Annotated in this window: 21 protein-coding genes and 2 tRNA genes; 13 read left to right on the top strand and 10 right to left on the bottom strand. The window is 61.4% G+C overall.

What is annotated here, in order from left to right:
• Nucleotides 1-40 precede the first annotated feature (40 nt).
• On the bottom strand, nt 41-3,478 hold the full coding sequence (locus ACB042_RS07365; protein ID WP_371178152.1) for an ATP-binding protein: 3,438 nt from the start codon (nt 3,476-3,478) through the stop codon (nt 41-43).
• A 249-nt stretch (nt 3,479-3,727) separates the two neighbouring features.
• On the opposite strand from ACB042_RS07365, the gene ACB042_RS07360 reads away from it, so the two are divergent.
• Together ACB042_RS07360 and ACB042_RS07355 are read left to right on the top strand one after the other, a co-directional pair.
• A tRNA-Gly gene (locus tag ACB042_RS07360) sits at nt 3,728-3,803 on the top strand.
• 57 nt (nt 3,804-3,860) lie between these two features.
• Nucleotides 3,861-3,934 (top strand) — tRNA-Cys (locus tag ACB042_RS07355).
• A gap of 48 nt (nt 3,935-3,982) precedes the next feature.
• On the opposite strand, the gene ACB042_RS07350 is transcribed toward ACB042_RS07355, so the two are convergent.
• Entirely contained in the window at nt 3,983-4,276 is a 294-nt protein-coding gene (locus ACB042_RS07350; RefSeq protein WP_005347702.1) for a hypothetical protein, read from the bottom strand.
• A gap of 213 nt (nt 4,277-4,489) precedes the next feature.
• Here ACB042_RS07350 and ACB042_RS07345 point away from each other — a divergent pair, with 213 nt between their 5' ends.
• The 9 genes from ACB042_RS07345 to ACB042_RS07305 all read left to right on the top strand — a co-directional run bounded on the left by ACB042_RS07345 (nt 4,490) and on the right by ACB042_RS07305 (nt 11,658).
• A complete protein-coding gene (locus ACB042_RS07345) occupies nt 4,490-4,690 on the top strand; it encodes a YbfA family protein (RefSeq protein WP_005334863.1) in 201 nt (66 codons plus the stop codon).
• 433 nt (nt 4,691-5,123) lie between these two features.
• A complete protein-coding gene (locus ACB042_RS07340) occupies nt 5,124-5,387 on the top strand; it encodes a DUF2282 domain-containing protein (RefSeq protein WP_005334862.1) in 264 nt (87 codons plus the stop codon).
• A 72-nt stretch (nt 5,388-5,459) separates the two neighbouring features.
• Nucleotides 5,460-6,308 (top strand): DUF692 domain-containing protein, encoded by an 849-nt coding sequence (locus ACB042_RS07335; protein WP_371178151.1) that lies wholly within the window; start codon nt 5,460-5,462, stop codon nt 6,306-6,308.
• Nucleotides 6,301-7,053, top strand: coding sequence for a DNA-binding domain-containing protein (locus tag ACB042_RS07330; protein WP_100653228.1), 753 nt, complete (start codon nt 6,301-6,303; stop codon nt 7,051-7,053). Before ACB042_RS07335 ends, ACB042_RS07330 begins: the two co-directional genes overlap by 8 nt.
• Nucleotides 7,050-7,493 (top strand): DoxX family protein, encoded by a 444-nt coding sequence (locus tag ACB042_RS07325; protein ID WP_139741053.1) that lies wholly within the window; start codon nt 7,050-7,052, stop codon nt 7,491-7,493. Before ACB042_RS07330 ends, ACB042_RS07325 begins: the two co-directional genes overlap by 4 nt.
• A gap of 97 nt (nt 7,494-7,590) precedes the next feature.
• Nucleotides 7,591-8,070: a GNAT family N-acetyltransferase gene (locus ACB042_RS07320; protein WP_139741054.1), complete on the top strand. Its 480-nt coding sequence runs from the start codon at nt 7,591-7,593 to the stop codon at nt 8,068-8,070.
• Between the two features lie 90 nt (nt 8,071-8,160).
• Entirely contained in the window at nt 8,161-9,462 is a 1,302-nt protein-coding gene (locus ACB042_RS07315) for a methyl-accepting chemotaxis protein (RefSeq protein ID WP_139460456.1), read from the top strand.
• Between the two features lie 180 nt (nt 9,463-9,642).
• Complete coding sequence (locus ACB042_RS07310) at nt 9,643-10,197, top strand: DUF3332 domain-containing protein (protein WP_005334841.1); 555 nt, start codon at nt 9,643-9,645, stop codon at nt 10,195-10,197.
• An 87-nt stretch (nt 10,198-10,284) separates the two neighbouring features.
• A complete protein-coding gene (locus ACB042_RS07305) occupies nt 10,285-11,658 on the top strand; it encodes an HD-GYP domain-containing protein (RefSeq protein WP_371178150.1) in 1,374 nt (457 codons plus the stop codon).
• Nucleotides 11,659-11,734: 76 nt separating this feature from the next.
• Here the strand turns inward: ACB042_RS07305 and ACB042_RS07300 are convergent, their stop codons facing one another.
• The 6 genes from ACB042_RS07300 to ACB042_RS07275 form a co-directional block, all read right to left on the bottom strand.
• Nucleotides 11,735-12,793 carry an FUSC family protein gene (locus ACB042_RS07300; protein WP_371178149.1) on the bottom strand — a complete coding sequence of 353 codons (1,059 nt, stop codon included), beginning with the start codon at nt 12,791-12,793 and terminating at the stop codon, nt 11,735-11,737.
• Nucleotides 12,794-12,855: 62 nt separating this feature from the next.
• Nucleotides 12,856-14,619: a bifunctional molybdopterin-guanine dinucleotide biosynthesis adaptor protein MobB/molybdopterin molybdotransferase MoeA gene (locus tag ACB042_RS07295; RefSeq protein ID WP_371178148.1), complete on the bottom strand. Its 1,764-nt coding sequence runs from the start codon at nt 14,617-14,619 to the stop codon at nt 12,856-12,858.
• On the bottom strand, nt 14,616-15,260 hold the full coding sequence (gene mobA, locus ACB042_RS07290) for a molybdenum cofactor guanylyltransferase MobA (protein WP_115521203.1): 645 nt from the start codon (nt 15,258-15,260) through the stop codon (nt 14,616-14,618). Before mobA ends, ACB042_RS07295 begins: the two co-directional genes overlap by 4 nt.
• Nucleotides 15,232-15,927 carry an energy-coupling factor ABC transporter ATP-binding protein gene (locus ACB042_RS07285; protein WP_005334830.1) on the bottom strand — a complete coding sequence of 232 codons (696 nt, stop codon included), beginning with the start codon at nt 15,925-15,927 and terminating at the stop codon, nt 15,232-15,234. Before ACB042_RS07285 ends, mobA begins: the two co-directional genes overlap by 29 nt.
• A gap of 34 nt (nt 15,928-15,961) precedes the next feature.
• Nucleotides 15,962-16,663 carry an ABC transporter permease gene (locus tag ACB042_RS07280; RefSeq protein WP_005347674.1) on the bottom strand — a complete coding sequence of 234 codons (702 nt, stop codon included), beginning with the start codon at nt 16,661-16,663 and terminating at the stop codon, nt 15,962-15,964.
• Between the two features lie 64 nt (nt 16,664-16,727).
• A complete protein-coding gene (locus ACB042_RS07275; protein ID WP_371178147.1) occupies nt 16,728-17,570 on the bottom strand; it encodes a substrate-binding domain-containing protein in 843 nt (280 codons plus the stop codon).
• A 255-nt stretch (nt 17,571-17,825) separates the two neighbouring features.
• On the opposite strand from ACB042_RS07275, the gene ACB042_RS07270 reads away from it, so the two are divergent.
• Nucleotides 17,826-19,181: a sigma-54 dependent transcriptional regulator gene (locus tag ACB042_RS07270; protein WP_058055711.1), complete on the top strand. Its 1,356-nt coding sequence runs from the start codon at nt 17,826-17,828 to the stop codon at nt 19,179-19,181.
• A 25-nt stretch (nt 19,182-19,206) separates the two neighbouring features.
• The gene (locus tag ACB042_RS07265) at nt 19,207-21,309 is read left to right on the top strand and encodes a HAMP domain-containing sensor histidine kinase (protein WP_162519652.1); all 2,103 of its coding nucleotides are present in this window, start codon (nt 19,207-19,209) and stop codon (nt 21,307-21,309) included.
• An 80-nt stretch (nt 21,310-21,389) separates the two neighbouring features.
• Here ACB042_RS07265 and ACB042_RS07260 read toward each other — a convergent pair whose 3' ends face one another.
• Nucleotides 21,390-22,256, bottom strand: coding sequence for a helix-turn-helix transcriptional regulator (locus tag ACB042_RS07260; RefSeq protein WP_162519626.1), 867 nt, complete (start codon nt 22,254-22,256; stop codon nt 21,390-21,392).
• A gap of 15 nt (nt 22,257-22,271) precedes the next feature.
• Entirely contained in the window at nt 22,272-23,129 is an 858-nt protein-coding gene (locus tag ACB042_RS07255; protein ID WP_371178146.1) for a formate dehydrogenase accessory sulfurtransferase FdhD, read from the bottom strand.
• Between the last annotated feature and the right edge of the window lie 7 nt (nt 23,130-23,136).

The following is a 23,136-nucleotide window of genomic DNA, read 5'->3' as shown; positions in this document are numbered from 1 at the left end:
GATTGCCAATTGTGATCCGGCGCCCGTTTAGGGCGCCGCGTCACGGTTTGCGGTTGGCGAGTTGACGCAGGGTCTGTGCGCTGTGCTGCAACTGCTGGCGCTGGTGATCATTGAGCGGGCAGTGGCCCAGCACATACTCGGTGGTGGCCACCACCGTCTTCCAGCGTGGTGACTTGGGCAGGGTGTCCAGACTCAGGTATTTGTCGAGGGTGCGGGTCTGCGGGCTGGATCTGTCCATATAGACCCGCCACAGCTTGCTCTTCTCTGCCAGCACGATTTTGCCCTTGCCGGTCCCCTGCTGCCAGGCATCCAGGGTGAGCTGCATGGTCTCTACCAGCGCCCGGCGCAGCGGCTCGTCATCCTGCTGGCGAATGAGGTCGTCGGCCAGCGAACGGAACTCGCCACCCAGGCGGCTCAGCTCGCCCAGCAGCTGTTCATCTTCGATGATGGCTTGCCGCGAGAGGTTCTTGAGGGCGTTCTCCAGCGCCATTACCCGGTTCTCATCCTGGCGCAGCTCGGTACTCAGAGTGAGGGCGAAAGCGGCCTGTCCTCCGAGCGCGATGGGCAGGGCACGGGCGTTGAGCACATCTTTTTGCCCGGCCACCAGAAATTCCAGATTGTGTTCCCGTTCGCTGGCAAGGTCGGGCCACTGATGTTGCAGCGGGGTGGCGAGCCACTCATTGAGGGGCTGCCCCTCCATGGCTTCCGGCTCCTGTCCCAGCAGGCGCGCCAGCACCCGGGAGGCAAACAGCACTATGCCTTGCTCGTCGATAAAGATCATGGGGTCGGCCCCTTCGCCGAGCAGGGCCAGCAGGCGCTGCTGATCCTGATGCAGTCGCTCCTGCAGGGTGAGGCGATGTTCGATCTCCTGCTTCAATAACCGGTTTTCCACCAGTGAGGCGCGTCCGGCCTTGGCTTCCAGCAGTGCCTTGACCCGGGCAAACAGCTCCTCCTTGCAGAAGGGTTTGACCAGATAGTCGTTGGCACCGGCCCCGAAGCCCTCCTCGATATCCTTGGGCTGGTTGAGGGCGGTGAGCAGCAGCACCGGCAGCATATCTTTCGGGTGCTGCTGGCGCAGGCGGCGGCAGACGTCAAAACCGGAAAGGGTCGGCATCATCACATCGAGCAGGATGAGGTCCACCGGCTCATCGGCCAGCTTGGCCAGCGCATCGTGGCCGTCACTGCTGGGCAGGATGCGGTAGCCGCAGGGCTGCAGCAGATGGCGCAGGATGTGCAGGTTGATGGGCTCGTCATCCACCACCAGAATGAGCGGCGCATCCTCGGGGGGAGGGGGCAGATCGTCGCTCTCCCAGTCCGGCAGGATCAGCGGTTGCTGGCGCACCAGCTGATGTTCGATCTGGCGGCTGTCGAGAGTCAGATTGGCTGCTTTGCCGGTGGCAAGGGGCAGGGTAAAGGCGAAGGTAGAGCCAACGCTCGGCTCGCTCTCGACAAACAACTCGCCCCCCATCAGGTGCACCAGCTGGCGGGTGATGGAGAGACCAAGGCCGGCCCCCTGCTTGCTTACCTCCGGGCTCATCTGCACCAGCGGCTCGAAGATGTGCTCCAGATGGTCGGGGGCGATGCCGATGCCGGTATCCGTGACCTTGATGCGCAGGAAGTTGTTCTCGACGATGGCGCTGAGCACCACCTTGCCCTGCGGCGTGTACTTGATGGCGTTGCCCACCAGATTGTAGAGCACCTGTTCAAGCCGCTGCTCGTCGGCCAGCACCGGCGGCAGTTCGGCCGGGCTGATATCCACCAGAGTGAGGGGTTTGGCCTGTACCAGATGCTGGCAGAGGTCCAGCACCAGCCGGATAACCCCCTTGGATGAGACGGGCTGGGAGTGGATCTCCAGCTGGCCGTAGCGCATCTGATGGTAGTCCAGCAGATCATCCACCAGACGGGCCAGGCCGTCGGCGCTCTTGATGATGAGGCCGAGCTGTTTTTGCTGCCCTTCGGTCAAATCCTGCTGGCTGGCGAGCATCGACTCTGCCATCCCCTTGATACCGTGAATGGGGGTACGCAGCTCGTGGGAGGTGTTGGCCAGCAGTTCATCCTTGAGCTTGTCTGCCTGCTGCAGGCTGAGGTTCTGCTTGTGGGTCAGCTTGACCTGCTGTTGCAGCTCCTGGGTCTGCTGTTCGATCAGTTCGATCTTGTCCTTCACCGAACGCTGCATATGGCGAAACGCCTCGGCCAGCCGGTCGATATCATCGCCGGTGCGCTTGATGGCGATGGGGTGATCCAGCGCGCCGTCGGCCACCTGCTCGGCCGCTTCGGTCAGGGAGCGCAGCGGCGCCGTGATGGAGTGGGATAGCCAGCGGGAGAAGAGGATCAGTAGCAGTACCGAGCCTGCACCCAGCACAATCACCAGAGTTTCCAGCTGGCGGATCGGGGCATAGGCTTCCCGGGTGGAGATCTCGGCAATAAAGGCCCACTCGGTATCGAACACCTTCACCTGGGTGTAGGCGGCCAGCACCTCGTCATCCTGATAGGAGTGGAACAGCCCGACCCCCTGCTCGCCGGAGAGCGTCTTGGTGATGAGGGGCGTTTGCAGTGGACGGAAGTTGGGGCTGAAGCTGTTCTCGACGCTGAACTCCGGTGCCAGCCAGGCATCGGCGCGCATCCGCTTGTCGGGGCCGATCAGGATGGTTTCGCCGGTCTCGCCCAGCCCCTCCCGCTCCGCCATGATCTGGTTGAGCTTGTCCGGCAGTAGCTCGAAAATCACCACACCGCGCACATAGTCGTACTGCATCACGGGCGCCGCCATGTAGGCGACCACCTGCCCGGTCAGCTCGTTGCGGCCAAAATCGGTGAACTCGAAGATCTGCTGCGGTTTCTGGCCGCCATCGAGGCGGCGTTTGATCTTGGCGAAGGTCTGGCCCAAGCCACTGCCCTGATAAGGTCCGGAGAGCAGATTGGTGGCAAAGTTAGGGTGCTTGGTGACCGAATAGACCACATCACCGTTGAGGTCCACCAGAAAGATGTCGCTGTAGTTGGACTTGCGCACCATGTCGGCATAGCCGCGATGAAAGCGCTGGTGCACCCGGCCATACATCTCGTCGGCGAGGATAAGTGCCGTGATGGAGGGTTCGATCTCCACCTGACTGTCCGGTTTGCGCAGTTGATCCCAGGAGCCTGGCAGATAGCGGGCCTGAGCACGGCTGCGGGCCTCCTGCGGTGTGGTGCCCAACTTCTCGAAGGCGCCGGTAAAGCCATAGAAACGGCCGATACTGTTGCCGGCAAAATCCTGCTGGGAGAAGTTGATGATCTGCTCTTTGAGGTTGTTGAAGTAATCCTCGAGCTGACTCTTCTTGATATTACGGACGGAGACCAGATGGTTGGAGGTCTGGGTGGTGAGATCCTTGCCGTGGCTGTATAGGAAGAAGAGGGTGATGACCAAAAAGGGCACCATGCCCAACATGAAAAAAGCCAGCATTAACTGCGGCCTGAGCCCACGAAGCGTGAAGATCCATTTCATCTTGTGATTTTCAATTGAGAATCCGGTTATTAAGCCGAACAAGTCTCGAACGAAAGCGTAATCATTTCAACGACTTTATCCCAAATTCGCTTGGTGGGTCACAGCTGGCTGGAGAAAAATGCAGCAAGGCGTTTAAACCCTGAGCAAACAGTCTGCATCAGGGCTTAAATTGCGAAAAAGGGGTTGTGCTGGCGCTCGTGGTACGTATAATGCGCCTCGTTGTCAGGCAACTGGCACGAAAGCAGTAACGCGGGAATAGCTCAGTTGGTAGAGCACGACCTTGCCAAGGTCGGGGTCGCGAGTTCGAGTCTCGTTTCCCGCTCCAATTTTCCATCGCACCAACGATGGAACTCACTTTCAAGACAATCAGTCTTGTCAGCATGGCGCGTTAGCAAAGCGGTTATGCAGCGGATTGCAAATCCGTTTAGTCCGGTTCGACTCCGGAACGTGCCTCCATCTTTTCTCTGTTTATCTCAATAATCACTCTTCGAGTCTGAGCCTTGGTCAGTATCCTTGCTGTACCAGTAACTGTTCGCAGCCAGCCTGTTTCCACTCGCGCTCGAGATAGTGGCTCACATCCGCCATGTTTTGCCCCCGATATTGAAACTGCACCTCGGCACTGTGCTGGTTGAGATCCGCAATCCGTTGCTTCAGTGTGCCGCATTGCCACAGGCTGACGGTGGGCACGCCCCGTTCGGCCAGCACGATGGCATCTTCCCGATTCAGTTGCCACTCCTCCAATTGTGCCCGTGTCAGGGCAACCATCAGCACCAGCAGTGCCACTTCCGGCAGTTTCATGCGTGTCTCCCTACTGCATGTTTTTCCCCTGATAACTGTGGCAAAGCGCACGATTTTCGCAAGTTTGTTAACTGTTGGTTAATGACGTAACCCGTTTTCAGTATTTCCCGTTTTTCACCATTTTTTTATAAAAAAAATGCGTTGGTGATGTAGTAATCCTACATGGAGTGGGGTAATCTTTGTTCAGTGGTCTTACCAGTAAGGAGTTACATCATGTTTCATCCCTTTTCCCTGACTCAGATTATTCTTCGTCGCATTTATGTATTGCTGGTGGGCATTCTGGCTTTCCCCGTGATGCTGTTTCGCAGCGATCGTGCCCGCTTCTACAGCTATCTGCACCGGATCTGGAATAAAACCAGCACCAAACCGGTTTGGCTCAAAATGAGCGAGCGTGGTGAGCGGATCTTCTACTAAACCCCATTCGCACCATGTGCAAAAAGAGACAGCCAAAGCTGTCTCTTTTTTTATCTGCTTGCCGCAACTCCTGGCTCCCAACAGCACTCCGCTTGTTTATTTCTTGTTTCTTTAACGTTGCATCCTGCCCTGCCTGTTGGCGGGGCTTTTTTATGTCTGACGCATCTCTTTTGATGGAAGCAGTGAAGAAGATTAACGGAATGAAAGCACCATATGGCACTTTCCTCGTTCATTAATGGGTGGTCGTCGAGAAATTATCAATGATGAAATAGCTGTTTAAAATCAATTAATTGAGTGTGTTTCTTTGGGTTTTTTAACTCTTTTTGTGTTTTTTTGAAAGGGAATATCCCGTTTGCCGGTTCTATTGCAGGTACCCGGTTGCGACAAATCGGGGATATCAGCAACATCCAACGACATCAAAAGGAACATGAACATGAATGTTAAAAAAAGCACTGCTATCGCCTCCGCCATGACCGGTCTGCTGGCGCTGGGCGCCCAATTTATCGCGGCGCCAGCAATGGCTGCCGATGAAAAGGAGAAGTGCTACGGCGTGGTCAAGGCCAGCAAAAATGACTGTGCGACCAAGAGCAGCTCCTGCGCCGGTACTGCCAAGGAAGATGCTCAGGGTGATGCCTTTGTGGTGATGCCCAAAGGGCTGTGCGAGAAGCTGGTCGGCGGTTCGTTGCAACCCAAGTAAGAGACATCGGGCAGGGGATGGCCAACGGGCCGCCCCCTGCATCTTCTCTGATTGGCGAAAGCGAGTCTTGCGATGAACCCTTTGATTGGTATCGGATTACGCACTCCCCATTACGATGAGATCCGGCAAACCCTGCCGGCAGTCAGTTGGCTGGAGGTGCATAGTGAAAATTACTTCGAGCGGCACAGTCACGGTTTTCAGGTGCTCGCCGAACTGGCGCAGCACTACCCCGTCAGTCTTCACGGCGTTGGCATGTCCCTCGGTTCTGCCGACCCGCTCGATCCGCACCATCTGCAGCAGTTGTCGACACTGGCCGCGGCGATCAAACCGGTACGGATCTCCGAACATCTCAGCTGGGGCAGCATTGGTGGGCGTTACTTCAACGATCTGCTGCCGGTGCCCTATACCCGAGCCTCCCTGCGCAACATGAGCGACAAGATCCAGCAGGTACAACAGACCCTGGGTTGCCGCATGCTGATTGAAAATCCCTCCTCCTATCTGCAACTGGCCGGGGAGATGAGCGAGTGGGAATTTCTGGCCGAGCTGCAGCAGCGCAGCGAGTGCGGCATCCTGCTCGACCTCAACAATCTCTATGTCAGTGCCTTCAATCACGGTTTCTCTTGCGATGAGTATCTGGCGGCGATCGATCTCGCCACCGTCGGGGAGATCCATCTGGCCGGTTATACCGAGAAGCAGCTGCCGGAAGGCTCCCTCTATATCGATACCCACAGCGCCCCTGTGGTGGAGCCGGTCTGGGAACTCTATCGCCAGATCTGCCGCAAGCAGGTCATTCCGACCCTGATTGAGTGGGACCTCGAGATCCCGCCGCTGCCGGTCTTGCTGGCAGAGGCGGCGCAGGCCGGCGCCATTCTGGATGAGGCGTGCGCCATGAGTGCACCACGGGAGGTGGCCCATGGCTGAACTGGCACAGCTGCAACAGCACTTTGCCGAGGGTCTGCTGGGGGCGCCTGACGCCATTTCCCCTCACATCAGTTCCCGGCTCTTTTCTGCCGAGTCTGTGCTGCAGGTCTATCGCAACCACTTCATCCTGAGCCTTGGCGAGGTGCTGGCGAGCAGTTATCCCGCCGTCAAGGCCATGGTCGGGGATGACTTTTTTGCAGCGGCGGCCCGTGGCTTCGTATTAGCCGAGCCGCTCAGGGAAGGGAGCGTCATGCACTATGGCGCCGGATTTGGCCAATGGTTGGCCCGCTTGCCAACTACAACCGGACTGCCCTGGCTGGAGGCGCTGGCTCAGTTCGAATGGCAGCTTGAGCGTGCCAGTCTGCTGCCGCTGGAATCACGCTGCTGGCCAGCCGAGCGTCTGGCCGCATTATCGCCGCAACAATGGGAGCGGCTGCGACTCTTGCCAGCCACTGATCTGCTGCTGGTTGCCAGCGATTATCCGGTGCTGGCCCTGTGGCAGATGGCGCTGCACTGTGGTGAAGCGGTGGAGGTGCTTGATGCCCCCGTCTGGTTGGCATTGAAGAAACAGCCGGATTGCCGGGTTGCACCCTTGCCCCTGACGGCGGGTGAGTGGGCGCTGCTACAGGGTTGTCTCGCTGGTACGGCGCTGGTCGATCTGCTTGCGGCCGACCCTGCGGCCAGTGAACATCTCACTCGCCTGATAACCCTTGGTCTGCTGGTGGATATGGAGGTAATGCCATGATGGCAAACAAATGGCTGGCGCTGGCCAGCTCAAGTGGTGATTTGCCGCGCTGGAGCAGTACCGGTGTGCTGTTGCTGGCGCGGCTGTGGGTCGCGTCGGTTTTTATCACTTCAGGCTGGCTCAAGCTGACGGCGTGGGATTCCACCCTCTATCTGTTTGAATCCGAGTATCAGGTGCCCCTGCTGCCCTGGTTGTGGGCTGCTTATCTGGGGACGGCGACCGAGTTGTTGCTGCCGCTTTTCCTGCTGGCGGGGCTTTTTACTCGCCCGGCCGCCTTGCTGCTGTTTGGCTTCAATATCATGGCGGTGATCTCCTACCCGACCCTCTGGGCGGGTGGCTTTTACGATCACCAGCTGTGGGGCTGGATGCTGCTGACCCTGATCATCTGGGGCGGCGGTGTGCTGAGCCTGGATCACTGGCTGACACGTCGCAGCCATTGATTTATCAGTGGTTTCCCCAATGACAAAGAGCGCCACAAGGCGCTCTTTGTCATAATGACGGCCGGCGAAATTTCCCATGAGAGAAAAGGAGCAGCCAATGATCATTCGTCAGGCAAGGGCCGCAGATATTCCCGCACTGGTGGCGCTGCGCATGGAGCTGTTTTGTGAGGTCGGTGAGCTGGTGACGCCGCAGGCAGACCCGGCCTTGTGGCAGGCCACCCTTGACTATTTCACCCGGGCGATAAGTGAAGAGAGTGCTTTATCCTGGCTGGCTGAGGCCGATACGCAGGAGGGCTGCAAACAGATCGTGGCAGCAGGGACGCTGGCATTGTTTGAACGGCCACCCTATCCCGGCAATCTGGCGGGGATGGAGGGGTACCTGCTCAATATGTATACGCGGCCACAATGGCGCCAGCAGGGGATCGCCACGGCGCTGCTCGATGCCATTACAGCCTTCGCCAGATCGCGTCAGCTGGGCAAGGTGTGGCTCCATGCCAGCGAGCAGGGGCGCCCTCTCTATGAGCGGATCGGCTTTGTCGCCAATCCGGCCTATCTGGAGTGGAACCTGGCACCTTAATCGATGGGCCCCCGTTATCTCTATGGTTTCTCGTCTAAAGTTCATGCAGATGTGACGTAGTTGTAACCAGGTAATAGAGGGGCAGGGCAGATGTTCAACTTCAAACTCAAAGCGGAATTACAAGCGTGTCAAATGCAGTTGGCCCAGGCCCAAGCATTTATTGATGCAGTAAAAGTCGGTGTCGCTACCATCAGTTTCACTCCAAGTGGCGAGATCCTCGAGGCGAACCCGCTGTTTCTGAATGTGGTGGGCTATAGCGAGCAGGAGGTGATTGGTAAACACCACCGGATTTTTTGTGATGCCCACTACGTCCAGTCATCCTCCTACGCCCAGTTTTGGGAACAGCTTCGTCAGGGGCATAGCCACAGTGGCACTTACCAACGCTTTGATAAACAGGGTCGGGAGTTGTGGCTGGAGGCTACCTACTTCCCGGTCAAGCTTGACGGCAAGGTGGTCAGGGTGGTCAAGATTGCCTCCGATATTACCGAGAGTTATCAGCAGTTGAGTCGTCAGAAAGCGATCATCTCGGCACTCGATCGGGCGCTCGCCATTATCGAGTTCACCCCCAAGGGGGAGATTGTGACGGCCAATCAGAATTTCCTCTCCTGCGTCGGTTACTCCCTTTCGCAGCTCAAGGGGCAGCATCACAGGCTGTTTTGCGATGAGAGCTTCTATCGCGAGCAACCCCACTTCTGGGACGATCTGGCCCACGGCCAGCTCAAATCCGGGCTGTTCAGTCGCCGTGACAGCCATGGCAACGAGATCTGGCTGGAGGCTACCTACAACCCCATCAAGGATGAGAGCGGCAAGGTGGTCAAGGTGATCAAGTTTGCCAGTGAGGTGACAGAGCGGATCAAGCGCGCCCAGGCAGTGAGCGAGGCGGCCAACATAGCCCAGACCATTTCGCAGGAGACCACCCGCTTTGCCGAAACCGGGTCTGAACTGCTGGCGGCATCGGTTGCCATCTCCAGCGCCATTTCCGAACAGGTGAGTCGCACTTCCGGCCTGATTGGCCAGCTCAATGAGCAGTCGAAAAGCATTGAAGCCATTGTCTCGACCATCAGCAGTATTGCCGAGCAGACCAATCTGCTGGCCCTTAACGCAGCCATCGAGGCTGCCCGGGCCGGCGATCAGGGGCGCGGCTTTGCGGTGGTGGCCGACGAGGTACGTCAGCTGGCTGCGCGCACCTCCCTCTCGACCGGCGAGATCGCCAGCGTGGTTCAGAAAAACCGCGAACTGACGGCCCAGATCACCGGCAACATCAATGAGGTGGCCACCAGTGCCCAGCGTGGCAAGGAGCAGATCGGCGAGGTGAGTGGCGTGATGGCACAGATCGAGCAGGGTGCCATCAATGTGACCGAGACAGTCTCCAATCTGGCAATCGGCTCCTGACGGTTATTGGTTGTTGAACGAGGCACCGATCGGATGATAATCCCATCGGTGCTTATTTATTGCGCACTTGATATGCCAATCTGAACCCCTCCTGTATCGTCCCGCCATTGTGAATTGTCCTCTTCTGGCCCCTTGATTAGGCTTGCCGCCTCATTTATTTCAGAGCAGGAACAGAACACGATGGCATTACAACAGAAGGGGCGGGCAATGGCCCTGCTGGTTATGGTCGCGAGCATGGGTCTGGGCGGCTGTATGGGGCAGATGGGGCTTTCCGGCATGGTCACCAAGGGCAACCTGAGCGTGGTGGATAACCGCTACGCTCGTGCCGGGGTCTTTATGCTGCTCTCCCCTGTCTACGGTCTGGCCGCGACCGCTGACCTGTTCGTCTTCAATACCATCGAGTTCTGGTCTGGCAAGAACCCCATCACCGGCAAATCTCCGGCTGTGGTGGACATGAAGGCCAATCCGGTGATCAAGGTGAACCAGCATCTGGATCCGGCCCTCAAGAAGGTGCCGCTGGCCATGCTGCCACAAGGGGTGCGCGAGGTAGAGATCAGCTACCCGGACGAGCATACCGCCCAGATGGAGGTGCACTATCTGGATGGTCGCCGCAGCATGATGCGTGGCGAGAAGCGTGGCGAGTTGATGGATATCTACTTCGATGGCCGCTTTGTCTCTACCCTGAGCCGCGCAGAGCTGGAAGAGCGGGCGAATCAGGGCAAGGCTGCTGCCTAAATTCAACTGAATCCAGATCGATCCAGCTTCAGATGGGGTATACCTAATCTGCTGGCAAAATCGCCATGATGTCTAAGGGAGTAGACTATGACGGTGAATGGATTGCGATTGGCGGAGTTGATTGGTTCCCTCAGTCATGCGCTCGATATGACCGAGGGGCAACCAAGAGGACACTGCATTCGCTGCTGCTGGATAGGTTCCCGTCTGGGAGAGCGGCTGGGACTGGACGCCCGGCTGCGCCATGAGCTCTACTACACGCTCCTGCTTAAGGATCTTGGGTGCAGCAGCAATGCCGCCCGTATCTGCGAGCTCTATCTCACCGACGATCTTCACTTCAAACGCGATTTCAAACTGGTGGATGGCTCCCTCTCCGAGGTAGTCAACTTTGTGCTGGGCCACACCGGCTTGCAGGCGGATCTGCTGGGACGTTTTCGCAGCCTGTTTCATATCTTTCGCAACGGTGACCAGATTGCCAACGAACTGATCCAGACCCGCTGTCATCGGGGGGCGGATATTGCTCGCCAGCTGCGTTTCAGTGACGAGGTAGCCGATGGCATCCTCTCCCTTGATGAACACTGGAATGGCAAAGGTCGGCCCCTGCAACTGGCTGGCGAGGCGATCCCGCTCTTCTCGCGCATTGCCCTGCTCTGTCAGGTGGTGGATGTGTTTCACGCAGCCGCAGGCCCGGATGCGGCGCTCAAGGAGCTGCGCGAGCGCAGCGGCAGCTGGTTTGATCCGGCACTGGTTCGGGAATTTGAAGCGCTGGCCGACGAAGAGTTCTGGCAAGGACTGGCCGATCCCCGACTGACCGAGTGGGTGCTGGTCCACCCGGCCGGGCAGGGGGAGGTGGCGCTGGATGAGGATTATCTGGACGAAATCGCGGCGGCCTTCGGGCAGGTGGTGGACTCCAAAAGTCCCTATACCGCGGGTCACAGCGGCAGGGTAGCGCTCTATACCGACATTCTTGCCACCCAGATGGGGTTGTCCGAGTCGCGTCGACGCTGGCTCAAGCGGGGCGCCCTGCTCCATGATGTGGGCAAGCTCGGGGTGAGCAACGCCATTCTCGATAAGCCGGGCAAGCTCGATGCGCAGGAGTGGGCGGCGGTGCAGATGCATGCCGCCTATACCGAGGAGATCCTGAGCCGTATCGGCGCCTTCGAGGAGCTGGCGCAAGTGGCGGGTGCCCACCATGAGCGACTCGATGGCAAGGGCTACCCCAAGGGGCTGAAAGGGGACGAGATTACCCTTGAGACGCGCATCATCACCACGGCCGACATCTTCGATGCCATCACCGCCAAGCGCCCTTACCGCGGTGCCATCCCCGTGCCGCAGGCGCTGGAGATGATGGCGGAGAATCTGGACACCGCAATAGACCCTGACTGTTTTGCCGCCCTGCAGGCGGGTATTCAGGATTTCTCCCTCTACCTCACCACCGAGCAGCCGCTGGCCAATGCCAGTTAAGAGTTACTGATCAACGGCCCAAGCGGCCAGTCAGACAGCAAAACGCCCCGCCACTGCGGGGCGTTTTGCATTGGGCCTAGTCGGGCAGCTTGCGATGGGGTGGGGTGAGGATCAGTCCCAGCAGGCGGCGCAGGTGGGTGAGCTGTTCGGTCAGCTGGACGTTGAGCCAGAGGTAGCCATTGATGGCTGCCTCTGCGTTGGGCGGCAGCGATACCTGGGTCGCCACCTCGTGCAGGCGGGCGATGGCGGCATCGGCCCCGCGACCGTCACCGGTTTGCATCATCAGGGCAAGCTGGTTGATCGCCTCCTCGGTGGCCAGATGGCAGGCTTGCAGCGCAGCCGTGCTCTGCATCAGGAAGTGGCTCTCCCGATCGTTCCAGTAGGTGTTGGCCAGCATCTCCAGAGTGCAGAGGGTATTGCGCATGGTGACCTGCACCGCATCAAACAGGGCGATGCTGTGGCGTGTCTCCTTGGCCGCCGGGGCCAGCAGGGCCCGCAGTTTGCCGGTCTGTGCCAACAGCTGGGAGAGATTGTGCTTGAGGCGCGGGCGCTCCAGCACATTGGGGGAGAGGTGGGTGTGATAGAGCCGCCCCGACTGCTGCAGGATCTGGTGCAGTTGCAGCCGCCAGTGGCTGTAGGCCCGCTGGGGATAGATGCTGCAAAAGAGCAGCGCCAGCAGGGAGCCCAGTATCACGTCGGCACTGCGCCACAGCGCCGTCTCTATATCCCCCGGCATGGCCCCCATGGTGACCCCCAGGGTGATGCCGATCAGCAGCCCCACATAGGGGCGCTTGCCGAGGGCCAGATAGCCGCAGAGGAACATGATGCACCCGCACCAGATCAGGGTGAGTGGCAGGGAGTAGATCTCGAGATAGAGCGCCACCACCCCGCAACTGGCGCCGAAGATAGTGCCCACCACCCGCTGCAGGGCGCGGGAGAGCACATTGCCCCAAAACGAGATGGGGCCCATCACCACCACCAGGGTGATCAGCGGCCAGGTGCTCTCCGGCAGTTTCAGCTCGCGGGTCAGCAGAAAGGTGAGCATGAAGGCGAGCGCAATGCGCAGGCCATGGACGATCCGGTAGCGGCCATAGACCAGCAGATCGAGTCGGGAGAGGGGGGCATCAAGACGCACGGTCTGCCTCCTGTCAGGTGGGTGACGGGGCGCCGTGCATCCGGCCGACGCCCCGTCGGGATTTAGGCCAGTCGTCCCTGCAGGGGGTGGATCCAGACCCGTTCGCCAACGGCGATCCCGGGTTGATCCGGTACGATTTCAATCAGGCAGTTGGCCTCGGCCATGGAGCTGAGAATGCCGGAGCCCTGTGGCCCTGTGGTGCGCACCCGCAGCTGGCCGTTACGGTCCTGATGAAAGATGCCGCGCAGAAACTCGGTGCGCCCCGGGCGGCTCTTCATCTTCTCGTCCGCCAGTGCCGAGAGGCGCAGCGGCTGCCACAGCTTGCCCTGCAAGCGGGCGATGGCGGGCTCGACAAACTGCAGCACGCAGATCATCGCCGCTACCGGATTACCCGGCAGGCCGAAGAAGGGGGTCTGCCCCAGCTTGCCAAAGGCGAGCGGGCGGCCCGGCCGCATCTGGATGCGCCAGAAATCGATCTGGCCGAGCTCTGCCAGCACCAGCTTGATAAAGTCGGCGTTGCCTACCGAGACCCCGCCGGAGCTCAGCACCAGATCGGCGCTGGCGGCGGCCTGCTCCAGTTGCTGGCGCAGAATGGTTTTGTCATCGGGAATGATGCCAAGATCCATCACCTCGCAACCGGCGGCGCGGATAAGGGCCATCAGGGTGAAGCGATTGCTGTCGAAGATATGGCCGGGGGCGAGCTGCTCGCCCGGCGCCTGCACCTCGTCACCGGTACTGAACAGCGCCACTTTCAGCGGGGTGCGCACAGTGAGACTGGCCTGACCGAGCGACGCCGCCAGCCCCAGCTGGGGGGCATCCAGCCAGGTACCGGCCGGGATGGCGACCGCACCTTTGGCGAGATCTTCCCCGGCGAGGCGCACATTCTGTCCTGCGCGGATCGGTGCGGTGACCGTGACCCACTCACCTTCAATGTGCGTCTCTTCTCGCATCACCACGGTATCCACACCGGGGGGCAGCGGGGCGCCGGTCATGATCTGCACTGCATGACCGGCCAGCACAGGCTCGTGGCGCTGCTGGCCTGCCAGCACTTCACCCACCAGTTGCCAGCGGCCGGCGGCGAGATCGTCGCTGCGCAGGCCAATGCCGTCCATCGCCGAGTTGGCGTGGGGCGGTACATTGATGGGGCTTATCAGATCGGCGGCCAGCACGGCGCCGTGGCACTGGGCCAGCGGTTTGTCGCTGCAGGCGTTGCTCGGGGTGAGGGCCGCCAGAATGGCATTGCGGGCCGCCTCGACCGAGAGAAAGCCCTTGCCCGCCTCCGGCTCCTTGCTCTGGCAGCCGTCAAGCCAGCGGCAGACGAAGTCGGCAATGGCCGCCAGATCGTTGATATCGAGGCGGGGCAGGCTTGTCTGCTGTTGTTCGCCACTCTGTTGGGGCTGATCGCTGGCCAGCGCGATGATGTCGCTGTCTTCGGGGAAGAGCAGCGGCTTGCCAATCTCGGCGCGGTGCAGCTCGATTTTCGGGAAGTGTTCGTGCTTGAACCCCTCTACCAAGAGCAGATCGAGCTCTGTCTGATCGAAGCTGGCCAGCAGCTGGCGAAAGTCGGCTTCGGCCAGCTCGGTCTCAATGATACGAGCATGACGACAGCGGGAAGCCACCATCATCTGCTGGGCACCCGCCTTGCGCAGGCGGTAGCTGTCTTTGCCCGGTTGGTCGATATCAAAGTCGTGGTGGGCGTGCTTGAGCACCCCGATGCGCAGGCCGCGATCCACCAGCAGGGGGATCAACTGCTCCAGCAAGGTGGTCTTGCCGGTGCCGCTCCAGGCGGCGAAGCCGAGCAGGGGAAGAGTGGGGGCCGGGGTCATGAGGTGACTCCTTGTTGGGGGTCGATAGCCGGGGCGAGCAGACGGGCCTCGTAGGCGGCCAGCTCGGCAGGGCTGTTGAGATTGATAAAGGCATCCGGCTGATCGGCAAAGCTCACCACCGCCATATTGTGGCGGGCAAACCAGATATCGATTTTGCGCTCTCCCTCTGCCAGCGCAGCGGTGAGGGAGGGGAGCAGGGATTTGTGCAGCAGGGCCACCACGGGTTGCAGCCAGTCGCCATCGTGGGCTACCACCAGCTCGGTATCCGGGGTCAGGGCGGCGCGAAAGCGGCTCATCAGATCCAGCGGCAGGGCGGGGCCATCGCAGGGAACGAACAGCACCCAGTCGTGACGGGCGGCGGCAAGACCTGCCTGCATGCCCGCCAGCGGGCCTAGATAATCGTTGTTGTCATCGCTGATGACCGGGGCCAGCGCCTGATAGCGGGTCTGACTGCGGTTGGCGTTGATCAGCACCTCGTCCACCTGGGGGCGCAGGCGCGCCAAAACATGGTCGATAAGAGGGCGTCCCGCCAGTGCTACCCATCCCTTGTCTTCGCCCCCCATCCGGGTGGCGCGGCCTCCTGCCAGGATCACTGCTGATACGGCAACGGGATCAGAGTGGCTGTCGCTTTTTGAAGTCATGTCGCTCGATGATTTTTAAAGGGGTCGTCTCTTGCAGCTGGCCACGGGCGAGGGTCCATTGCCGCTCGCACAGGTCGGTCAGGGCGTTGCTCTGGTGGCTGATGACGACCAGGCCGCTGCCATGTTCCCGCAGATCTTGCGCCAATGCGGCCATCAGGGCAACCGAATGTGTATCCAGATTGGCGGTGGGCTCATCCATCAGCAGAAAGGCCGGTTGCAGTGCCCAGGCACGGGCCATCGCCAGCCGTTGCCGTTCGCCACCGGACAAAATGCTGATGTGCTCCCGCGCCAACCCCTCCAGCTCGACCCGGCGCAGCGCCTCGAACACCCGGATCTCGCTGCCGAGCTGTTTATCCAGCGCCCAGGCGACGTTGTCGTGCACCGTGCGATCGAACAGATAGGGGGTCTGGTGCAGATAGGTGACCCGGCCCGGCCCCAGATCCCGCTTGAGCAACCGGTTGAGCCGCTGTTGCCAGCGCCCCGGCAGATTGGTGTGGCCGCGGGTGGGGGTCAGCAGCCCCGCCAGGATCTTGAGCAAGGTGGTCTTGCCCACCCCGTTGGCCCCATGCAGCCAGATGGCATCCCCCGGTGCGATGGCGAGCCGGTCAATCTCGAACAGCTGGCGCTCGCCAAAGCGCATCGTCAGCTGGTGGGCGGTCAGGGCCATGGGGTACTCCTGTTGATACACAGTGGGGGCATGGTCAGTTCTTCAGATAGCTGTGGCCGCGACAGGCCGTCAGCAGCAGGTTGAGCAAGAGGGCTAGGGTGAGCAGCACTATGCCGAGGGCCACTCCCTGGGTGAAGGCCCCTTTCTGGGTCTCCAGCGCGATGGCGGTGGGGATATTGCGGGTGAAGTGCAGGATATTGCCCCCCACCATCATGGAGCAGCCCACCTCGGTGACGATACGGCTGAAGGCGCCGATGATGGCGGCCAGCAGGCCAAAGCGGCACTCGTGCATCAGGCCGATCAGCGCCTTGGGCCAGGAGACCCCCAGGGTCAGGGCGGTCTCCCAGGCGCGCCGGTCGCTCTGGACAAACGCCGCGTGAGCCATGGTGGCGATCACCGGGAAGGCGATCAGCATCTGCCCCACCACCATGGCCTGCTGGGTAAAGAGCAGCTTCCAGTCGCCAAAGGGGCCGGCCCGCGACAGCAGCATGTAGAGCAAGAGGCCAATCACCACGGTCGGCACCGATTGCAGGGTATTGATGCAGGAGAGCCAGAGCCAGCGGCCGGGCAGCGGCAGATAGGCCAGGGCAAAGCCCAGCAGCAAGGCGGGCAGCAGCACCAGCAGCAGCGCGATGCAGGAGACGGAGAAGGAGACCCCCACCACCTGCCACAGTTCAGTGTCACCACTGAACAGCAGGGCGAGGGCCGCCAGCGTAGTGTCGAGCAGGGTCGGCATCAGGCGCCTCCCTCAGCGAACCGGGGGAGGGCCATTAACGTTATCGCAGGGGTCAGGGTTGCCATTATTTCCCGTTGGCATCCGCTACAAACAGCGCTTGACCCGCCACCTTGAAGTCGCCGATCAACTTCTGGCCATGCTCGGAGACCAGCCAGTTCTTCAGGGTGCGGGCCCCTTCGGTGTTGAGATCCGGGTAGCGCTTGGGGTTGACCAGGATCACCTGATAGGGGTTGAACAGGCGCTTGTCACCCTCCAGCAGTACGGCGAGATCCAGCTTGCTCTGGTAGGCGAGCCAGGTGCCGCGGTCGGTCAGGGTGTAGGCACCGAGCTCCGAGGCCATGGTCAGGGTGGGGCCCATCCCCTGGCCGATGGATTTGTAACCGGCAAACTCGGGTTTGACGTCTGCGGCTTGCCACAGGGTCTTCTCCTTGATGTGGGTGCCGGACTCGTCACCGCGGGAGATAAAGGTCTGGCCCTTATCCTTGATGGCTTGCAGCGCTTTGGCCGCGTCATGCAGCTTGGCCAGACCCGCCGGGTCTTTTGCCGGGCCGACGATGACGAAGTCGTTGTACATCAGGTGCACCGGCTCGATGCCAAAGCCTGCGTCGACGAACTTCTTCTCGGCAGAGGGGGCGTGGGTCATCACCAGATCCGCATCGCCGTTCTCGCCCATCTTCAGGCTCTGGCCGGTACCGGCCGCCATTACCTGCACCGGATAACCGGTCTCTTTGGTGAACTGGGGCAGCAGCCAGCCCAGCAGACCGGACTGCTCGGTGCTGGTGGTGGTGGCGAGGCGGATCGGCGCTTTTGTGGCGTTAGTATCCGCTTCGGCGTGGGCCGCACCGGCGATCAGCAGGCTGGCGGCGAGGGAGAGGGCAAAACGTTTGAGGCTGGTTTTTATCGTCATCGTGATGCAACTTTTTTCAGGGTGGATGAGGAGAGGGCAAGAGTAAGCAAGCAGGGTGCCAAACTGTTCCTTTTCCGCTGCATTCACGGTTTGCCGTTTAAAAACAGAAGCTTATTAAAATCAATTAGGTGAGCTTGTTATCGCTTTTAATAATTGGTGTTGGTGCTTTTGATACGGTAAGGACAAAATGTCCCACTAAGGTTCCGGTTATCGGGACATTCACCGACCGTACGTGCATCCGAGGTACTTTTTTCCATGACACTCCCTCCCAGCCGCTGGTCTGCCCTCTCCCTGCTTATCGTTGACGATGAGCCCGGCATGCGCAGCTTTCTGGCCAAGGCGCTGGCCAAGCGTTTTGCCCAGATTGAGACTGCCGCCAGCGTGGAGGAGGCGGAAGCCCTGCGCTGCCGCCTTCACTTCGACCTTATCATCGCCGACATCCGGCTGCCTGGGCGCTCTGGCATCGAGTGGCACGAAGCCATAGACCCGGCCACTCGCCGCAGCGACATCATCTTCATGACCGGTTTTGGCGATATGGAGACCGCCCTCAAGGCGCTGCGCCTCGGCGCCAGCGACTTTATCCTCAAGCCCTTCAACCTCGATCAGATGGTGCAGGCGGTGGACAGAGTAATCGAGCGCCGCCAGATGGAGCGGGAGAACCTGCTGCTGCGCCGGGAGGTGAGCAAGCTGTTCCCGCCCACCCTGATCGGCGACAGTGCCAAGACCCGCGAGCTCAAGACGCTCATCGCCAGAGTGGCCCCCTCCAATGCCGCCGTACTGGTGGAGGGGGAGTCCGGCACCGGCAAGGAGCTGGTGGCCCGTGCCCTGCATCAACTATCCGGCCGTATGGGGGCCTTTGTGCCCCTCAACTGCGCCTCCATCGCGCCGGAGCTTTTGGAAAGCGAGCTGTTTGGCCATGTGCAGGGGGCCTTTACCGGCGCCCGCAAGGGGCGCGACGGCCTGTTTCGAGTCGCCCATCAGGGCACGCTCTTTTTGGACGAGATCGGCGAAATGCCGCTCGCCATGCAGGCCTCCCTGCTGCGGGCGCTGGAGCAGAAGGCCATCCGCCCGGTGGGGGCCGAGCGCGAATTGGCGGTGGATGTGCGCATCGTCGCCGCCACCAACCGCAACCTCAAGGCCGAGGTGGAGGCGGGCCGCTTTCGCGAAGATCTCTTCTATCGCCTCAACGTGGTGGCGCTGCCGGTCGCCCCGCTGCGGGAGCGGATCGACGATATCCCCGCGCTGGTACACCACTTTACCCGCCAGCTCACCGCCGAGATGGGGATGGGCTCCTTGAGCTGGACCCACGAGGATGTGGTAGCGATGCAGGCCTATCCCTGGCCCGGCAACGTGCGGGAGCTGCGCAATCTCATCGAGCGCTGCCTGCTGCTGGGCAAGCCCCCGGCGGATTACTGGCAGAGCAGCAAGCCGGCCGAACAGGGGGCGAGCGAGGAGGGTTATCCGCTGGCGTGGCCGCTGGCGGAGGTAGAAAAAGCCCACATCCTGCAAGTGGTGGCCAGCCATGATGGCAACAAGTCGGCCGCCTCCCGGGTGCTCGGGGTGGCGCGCAAGACGCTGGATCGCAAGTTCAAGGAGTGGGCCATCGAATGAGGAAGGCTGATCGGATGGGGTGGCGATGAAACTGACCCTGCTCTCCCGCTGCATGCGCGCCCTGTTGCCCCGTTGCGTGCGCACCAAAGTGCGCTGGCGCCTGCTGCTGCTCACCTCGGTACCCATCATGCTCACTCTGGTGGGCATGATTGCGCTCACCCTCTACTGGACCCTCACCTACAGCTGGCAGAACCTGCTCACCACGGTGCGCAGCGATCTCGGGGTGGCCCACCACGCCATCACGGTGCAGCAGCAGCGCCAGACCGAGCATCTGGAGCATCTGCGCGATGCCTGGGCCTTTCAGCTTCGGCTGCGGGAATCGCCGGATCAGCTGCATGACTGGGTGATGCCGCTGGCGGCCAACTATGGTCTCGATTTTCTGCGCTTGCGCCGCGGCCCCGAGCTGGATCAGCTGACGGCGCAAGAGCGCGCCGCCCTCACGGCCGGACGCAGCGTCAGCCACTTCGTGGTCTGGTCGCAGCAGGAGATGCTCGCCCTCTCCCCGCAACTGGCCAAGCGGGCCGTGCTGTGGCAGCGGGATGGCACCAGGGTGGTGGAGAACAGGGGATTGATCAGCCTCTCACTGACGCCGGTGATGGGCCGCGACGGCTCCCTTTGGGCCGTGCTGGAGGGGGGCGAGCTTGTCAACGGCAGCACCCGGCTGGTGGATGAGCTCAAGGGGCAGGTGTTTGCCAAAAATACCCTGCCGGATGGCAGCGTCGGCACCGTCACCCTGTTTCTCGACGATCTGCGGGTGAGCACCAACGTACCGGTCAGCAGTAGCCGTCAGGTGGGTCGGGCGGTGGGTACCCGGGTCTCGCCGCCAGTGCGCGAACAGGTGCTGGGGCGAGGGGAGATGTGGGTTGACCGCGCCTTCGTTCACGACGCCTGGTATGTATCTGGCTACGAGCCGCTGCTGGGAGCCAGGGGCGAGCGGATCGGCATGCTCTATGTGGGCTTTCTCGAGTGGCCCATTATCCGCACCTACCTCACCAATCTGGTGGAGCTGGGTTCCGGCGTAGTGCTGCTGTTGCTGCTCTCCGGCCTGCTGGTCTATCGCGGCGCGCGGGATCTCTTCTCCCCTATCGAGCGGATGCACAAGGTGGTGCGGCAGGTGCAGGCCGGGGAGTCCGCTCGAATCGGTCCGCTGGCGCTCGATCCCGACCATGAGCTGGCCCAGCTCGGTCGCCAGTTCGATGCCATGCTGGACAGGCAGGAGGCGCATCAGCAGCAGATGGCCCGTAGCGCCGACGAGCTGGAGCAGAAGGTGGCCGAGCGGACCCAAAGCCTCGAGCTCAAGACTGCGGAGTTGGAAGATCATATTCATATGCTGACCGAGGCGCGCCAGCAACTGCTCATCAGCGAGAAGCTGGCAGCCCTTGGCGAACTTTCGGCCGGGGTGGCCCACGAGATCAACAACCCGCTGGCGGTGATCCTCGGCAATGTGGAGCTGATGAAGCTGGAGCTGGGGGAGGCGGCCGAGCCGGTCAGCGAGGAGCTGGCGCTGGTGCTGGCCCAGATCGAGCGGATTCGCGCCATCACCCGCAGCTTGCTGCAATACTCTCGCCCCGGCGATTACGAGACGGCGCCGGTGTGGCAGCACCTCAACCCCATCATTGAGGAGAGTCTGACCCTGGTGCGCTCCGCCCTGCGTCAGCAGCAGGTGGAGCTGGTGGCCGACCTCAGGGCCCAGCAGCCCATCGAGGCGGACCGCCAGCAGCTGTTGCAAGTGCTGATCAACCTCCTGGTCAATGCCAGCCACGCGCTGGGAGAGCAGGGGGAGATCCGGGTCGAGAGTCGCGACTGGGTCGATGAACTGGGTCAGCTGCGCGGGGCCGAAGTGCGGGTGATCGACAACGGCAGCGGCATTGAGGCGGCCATTATCGACAAGATCTTCGACCCCTTCTTCACCACCCGCGCTACCGGCACCGGTCTGGGGCTGGCCCTGAGCCACCGCATCATCAGCCGCTGGGGTGGGGAGCTGCTGGTGGACTCTACCCCGGGGCAGGGGAGCTGCTTTACCGTACGGCTGCGCAGCCACGCCCTGCTGCCCAGCGGCAGCGAGCCCGCGAAACTGGAAGGGTGGCGCATTGCGCTCAATGCCGAGGGGCGTGAGACAAGCGATTGATGCTGCTTAAAAAAGGCCCGTGATAAAAACAGCCCGTCAATATGGTTGGCGGGCTGTTTTGTCTGTGGGTGAGTGGTTATTTACTGCGGGCTCCACACCAGCTTGCCGCTCTGGGTCAGGTCATAGCCGCCAAGGCGGGCCGCCAGCTCACGCCCCTCGGGGGATTGCAGCCAGCCGATCAGCTGCTGCAGCAGGGTGCGAAAGAAGACACCCTGCGGCATCACCAGATCGAAGCACTCCTGGGAGAGCGGCATGAAGTCGAGGCCGAACTCGGTGGCGGTGCTCTGGGCGCCGGGCCCGACATCGGCATCGCCGCGGCTGATGGCGGCGGCCAGCTCCCGCTCGCTGTTGACCTCGATAGTGCGCTCCAGCCGGGTCAGCGACTCACCCTGGGTTTGCAGCCACTCCTGCAGGGCGCGCTGGCTGCCGGCCCCCTCCTGGCGCATGGCCCAGCGCCAGTCGAGCGCCTCTTTCGCCTCCTTGGGTTGCAGCCCCTGGCGCAGCACCAGCCCCTGCACCCGCCGAAATCCATGAACGATCACCCATTGCCGGTGGCCCTGATATTGCTGCACCAGCGCCGGGTGGCGCAGGTGGGCCTCCTCGGCCTGGCCCCAGTGGATGGCGCAGAGATCCACATGGCCGCGCGCCAGCATCGCCAGCCCCTGACGGGTGCCGCACGGGGTGTAACCTACCAGTGCCTGGGTGCCGAGCTGCTGGGCCAAGCGGCTGCTGGCGTAGTGCAGCAGCACATCGTCCGAGCCCGCCAGCAGCAGGCGGTCGTTCATTACCCCCTCGTGGCAGCTGCCGAGCAGCCAGCGATCGAGCAGGGAGCGCGGAAACAGCCACTTGCCGGTCGCCTTGGTGGCGGGGATACGCGCCTCGTTGGCGAGCTGGTAGACCTTCTTCTCGTTGAGATCGAGGTATTCGGCCACCTGCTTCACGTTCATAAATTCATTCATGGCTTAGTCCCGCATCCCGCGACCGGCCGAACTGGGTGCCAGCACCGGCGGCTTCTCGTCCAGCACGAGATGGTCGTGGCCGCTGAATACCTCGAAGTGGCGCCCCTTGGCGCGGGCAATCATGGTGATGCCGAGCTGGCGGGCCAGATCCAGCCCCATCTGGGTGACGCCGGAGCGCGACAGCAGCACTGGAATGCCCATCTGCGCTACCTTGATCACCATCTCCGAGGTGAGCCGCCCTGTGGTGTAGAAGATCTTGTCGTGGCCGCTCTCGCCGCGCATCCAGAGCTCGCCCGCCAGAGTATCCACCGCATTGTGGCGCCCCACGTCCTCGACAAAGGAGAGGATTTCGGCGCCGCGACAGATGGCGCAGCCATGCACCGCACCCGCCATCTTGTAGGTTTCGTTATGGGCTGACAGGGCTTTCAGCAGGGCGTAGAGGGTGCTCTGTTTAAGCTCAGGCGCCGCCAAGACCACCCCTTCGAGCTTCTTCATCACGCTGCCATACATGGTGCCCTGACCGCAGCCGGAGGTGACCGTCTTCTTCTCCAGGGATTTGTCGAGATCGGCGGCCTGCTGGCTGCTCACCACGGCGGCGGCCTCGCTCTCCCAGTCGACGATCACCGACTCGATGGCCGCAATATCCTCGATAAAGCCCTGATTTTTCAGATAACCCAGCACCAGAGCCTCGGGGCGAGCCCCCAGCGTCATCAGGGTTACGATTTCCTTCCAGTTGAGGTAGACCGTCAGTGGCCGCTCACAGGCGATTTGGCGGGTGTTCATCGTGCCCTGTTCATCCATCACCTCGACGGCCATGGTGAGCTGGGCGGCAGCATTGCTTTTGATAAAGGTCGGTGTCATGGGCCCC

The organism is Aeromonas sp. S13(2024) (assembly GCF_041402405.1).
Classification (GTDB): domain Bacteria; phylum Pseudomonadota; class Gammaproteobacteria; order Enterobacterales; family Aeromonadaceae; genus Aeromonas; species Aeromonas veronii.
The sequence above is the reverse complement of the archived record's forward strand: the minus strand, read 5'-3'. Positions and strand labels throughout refer to the sequence as shown.

Coding starts and splice junctions, on each gene's coding strand:
- ACB042_RS07275 (WP_371178147.1), bottom strand. CDS start 17,570: ATGACGATAAAAACCAGCCTCAAACGTTTTGCCCTCTCCCTCGCCGCC.
- mobA (WP_115521203.1), bottom strand. CDS start 15,260: ATGACTTCAAAAAGCGACAGCCACTCTGATCCCGTTGCCGTATCAGCA.
- ACB042_RS07310 (WP_005334841.1), top strand. CDS start 9,643: ATGGCATTACAACAGAAGGGGCGGGCAATGGCCCTGCTGGTTATGGTC.
- ACB042_RS07270 (WP_058055711.1), top strand. CDS start 17,826: ATGACACTCCCTCCCAGCCGCTGGTCTGCCCTCTCCCTGCTTATCGTT.
- ACB042_RS07340 (WP_005334862.1), top strand. CDS start 5,124: ATGAATGTTAAAAAAAGCACTGCTATCGCCTCCGCCATGACCGGTCTG.
- ACB042_RS07345 (WP_005334863.1), top strand. CDS start 4,490: ATGTTTCATCCCTTTTCCCTGACTCAGATTATTCTTCGTCGCATTTAT.
- ACB042_RS07350 (WP_005347702.1), bottom strand. CDS start 4,276: ATGAAACTGCCGGAAGTGGCACTGCTGGTGCTGATGGTTGCCCTGACA.
- ACB042_RS07365 (WP_371178152.1), bottom strand. CDS start 3,478: ATGAAATGGATCTTCACGCTTCGTGGGCTCAGGCCGCAGTTAATGCTG.
- ACB042_RS07285 (WP_005334830.1), bottom strand. CDS start 15,927: ATGGCCCTGACCGCCCACCAGCTGACGATGCGCTTTGGCGAGCGCCAG.
- ACB042_RS07330 (WP_100653228.1), top strand. CDS start 6,301: ATGGCTGAACTGGCACAGCTGCAACAGCACTTTGCCGAGGGTCTGCTG.
- ACB042_RS07265 (WP_162519652.1), top strand. CDS start 19,207: ATGAAACTGACCCTGCTCTCCCGCTGCATGCGCGCCCTGTTGCCCCGT.
- ACB042_RS07335 (WP_371178151.1), top strand. CDS start 5,460: ATGAACCCTTTGATTGGTATCGGATTACGCACTCCCCATTACGATGAG.
- ACB042_RS07295 (WP_371178148.1), bottom strand. CDS start 14,619: ATGACCCCGGCCCCCACTCTTCCCCTGCTCGGCTTCGCCGCCTGGAGC.
- ACB042_RS07260 (WP_162519626.1), bottom strand. CDS start 22,256: ATGAACGTGAAGCAGGTGGCCGAATACCTCGATCTCAACGAGAAGAAG.
- ACB042_RS07325 (WP_139741053.1), top strand. CDS start 7,050: ATGATGGCAAACAAATGGCTGGCGCTGGCCAGCTCAAGTGGTGATTTG.
- ACB042_RS07255 (WP_371178146.1), bottom strand. CDS start 23,129: ATGACACCGACCTTTATCAAAAGCAATGCTGCCGCCCAGCTCACCATG.
- ACB042_RS07320 (WP_139741054.1), top strand. CDS start 7,591: ATGATCATTCGTCAGGCAAGGGCCGCAGATATTCCCGCACTGGTGGCG.
- ACB042_RS07280 (WP_005347674.1), bottom strand. CDS start 16,663: ATGCCGACCCTGCTCGACACTACGCTGGCGGCCCTCGCCCTGCTGTTC.
- ACB042_RS07315 (WP_139460456.1), top strand. CDS start 8,161: ATGTTCAACTTCAAACTCAAAGCGGAATTACAAGCGTGTCAAATGCAG.
- ACB042_RS07305 (WP_371178150.1), top strand. CDS start 10,285: ATGACGGTGAATGGATTGCGATTGGCGGAGTTGATTGGTTCCCTCAGT.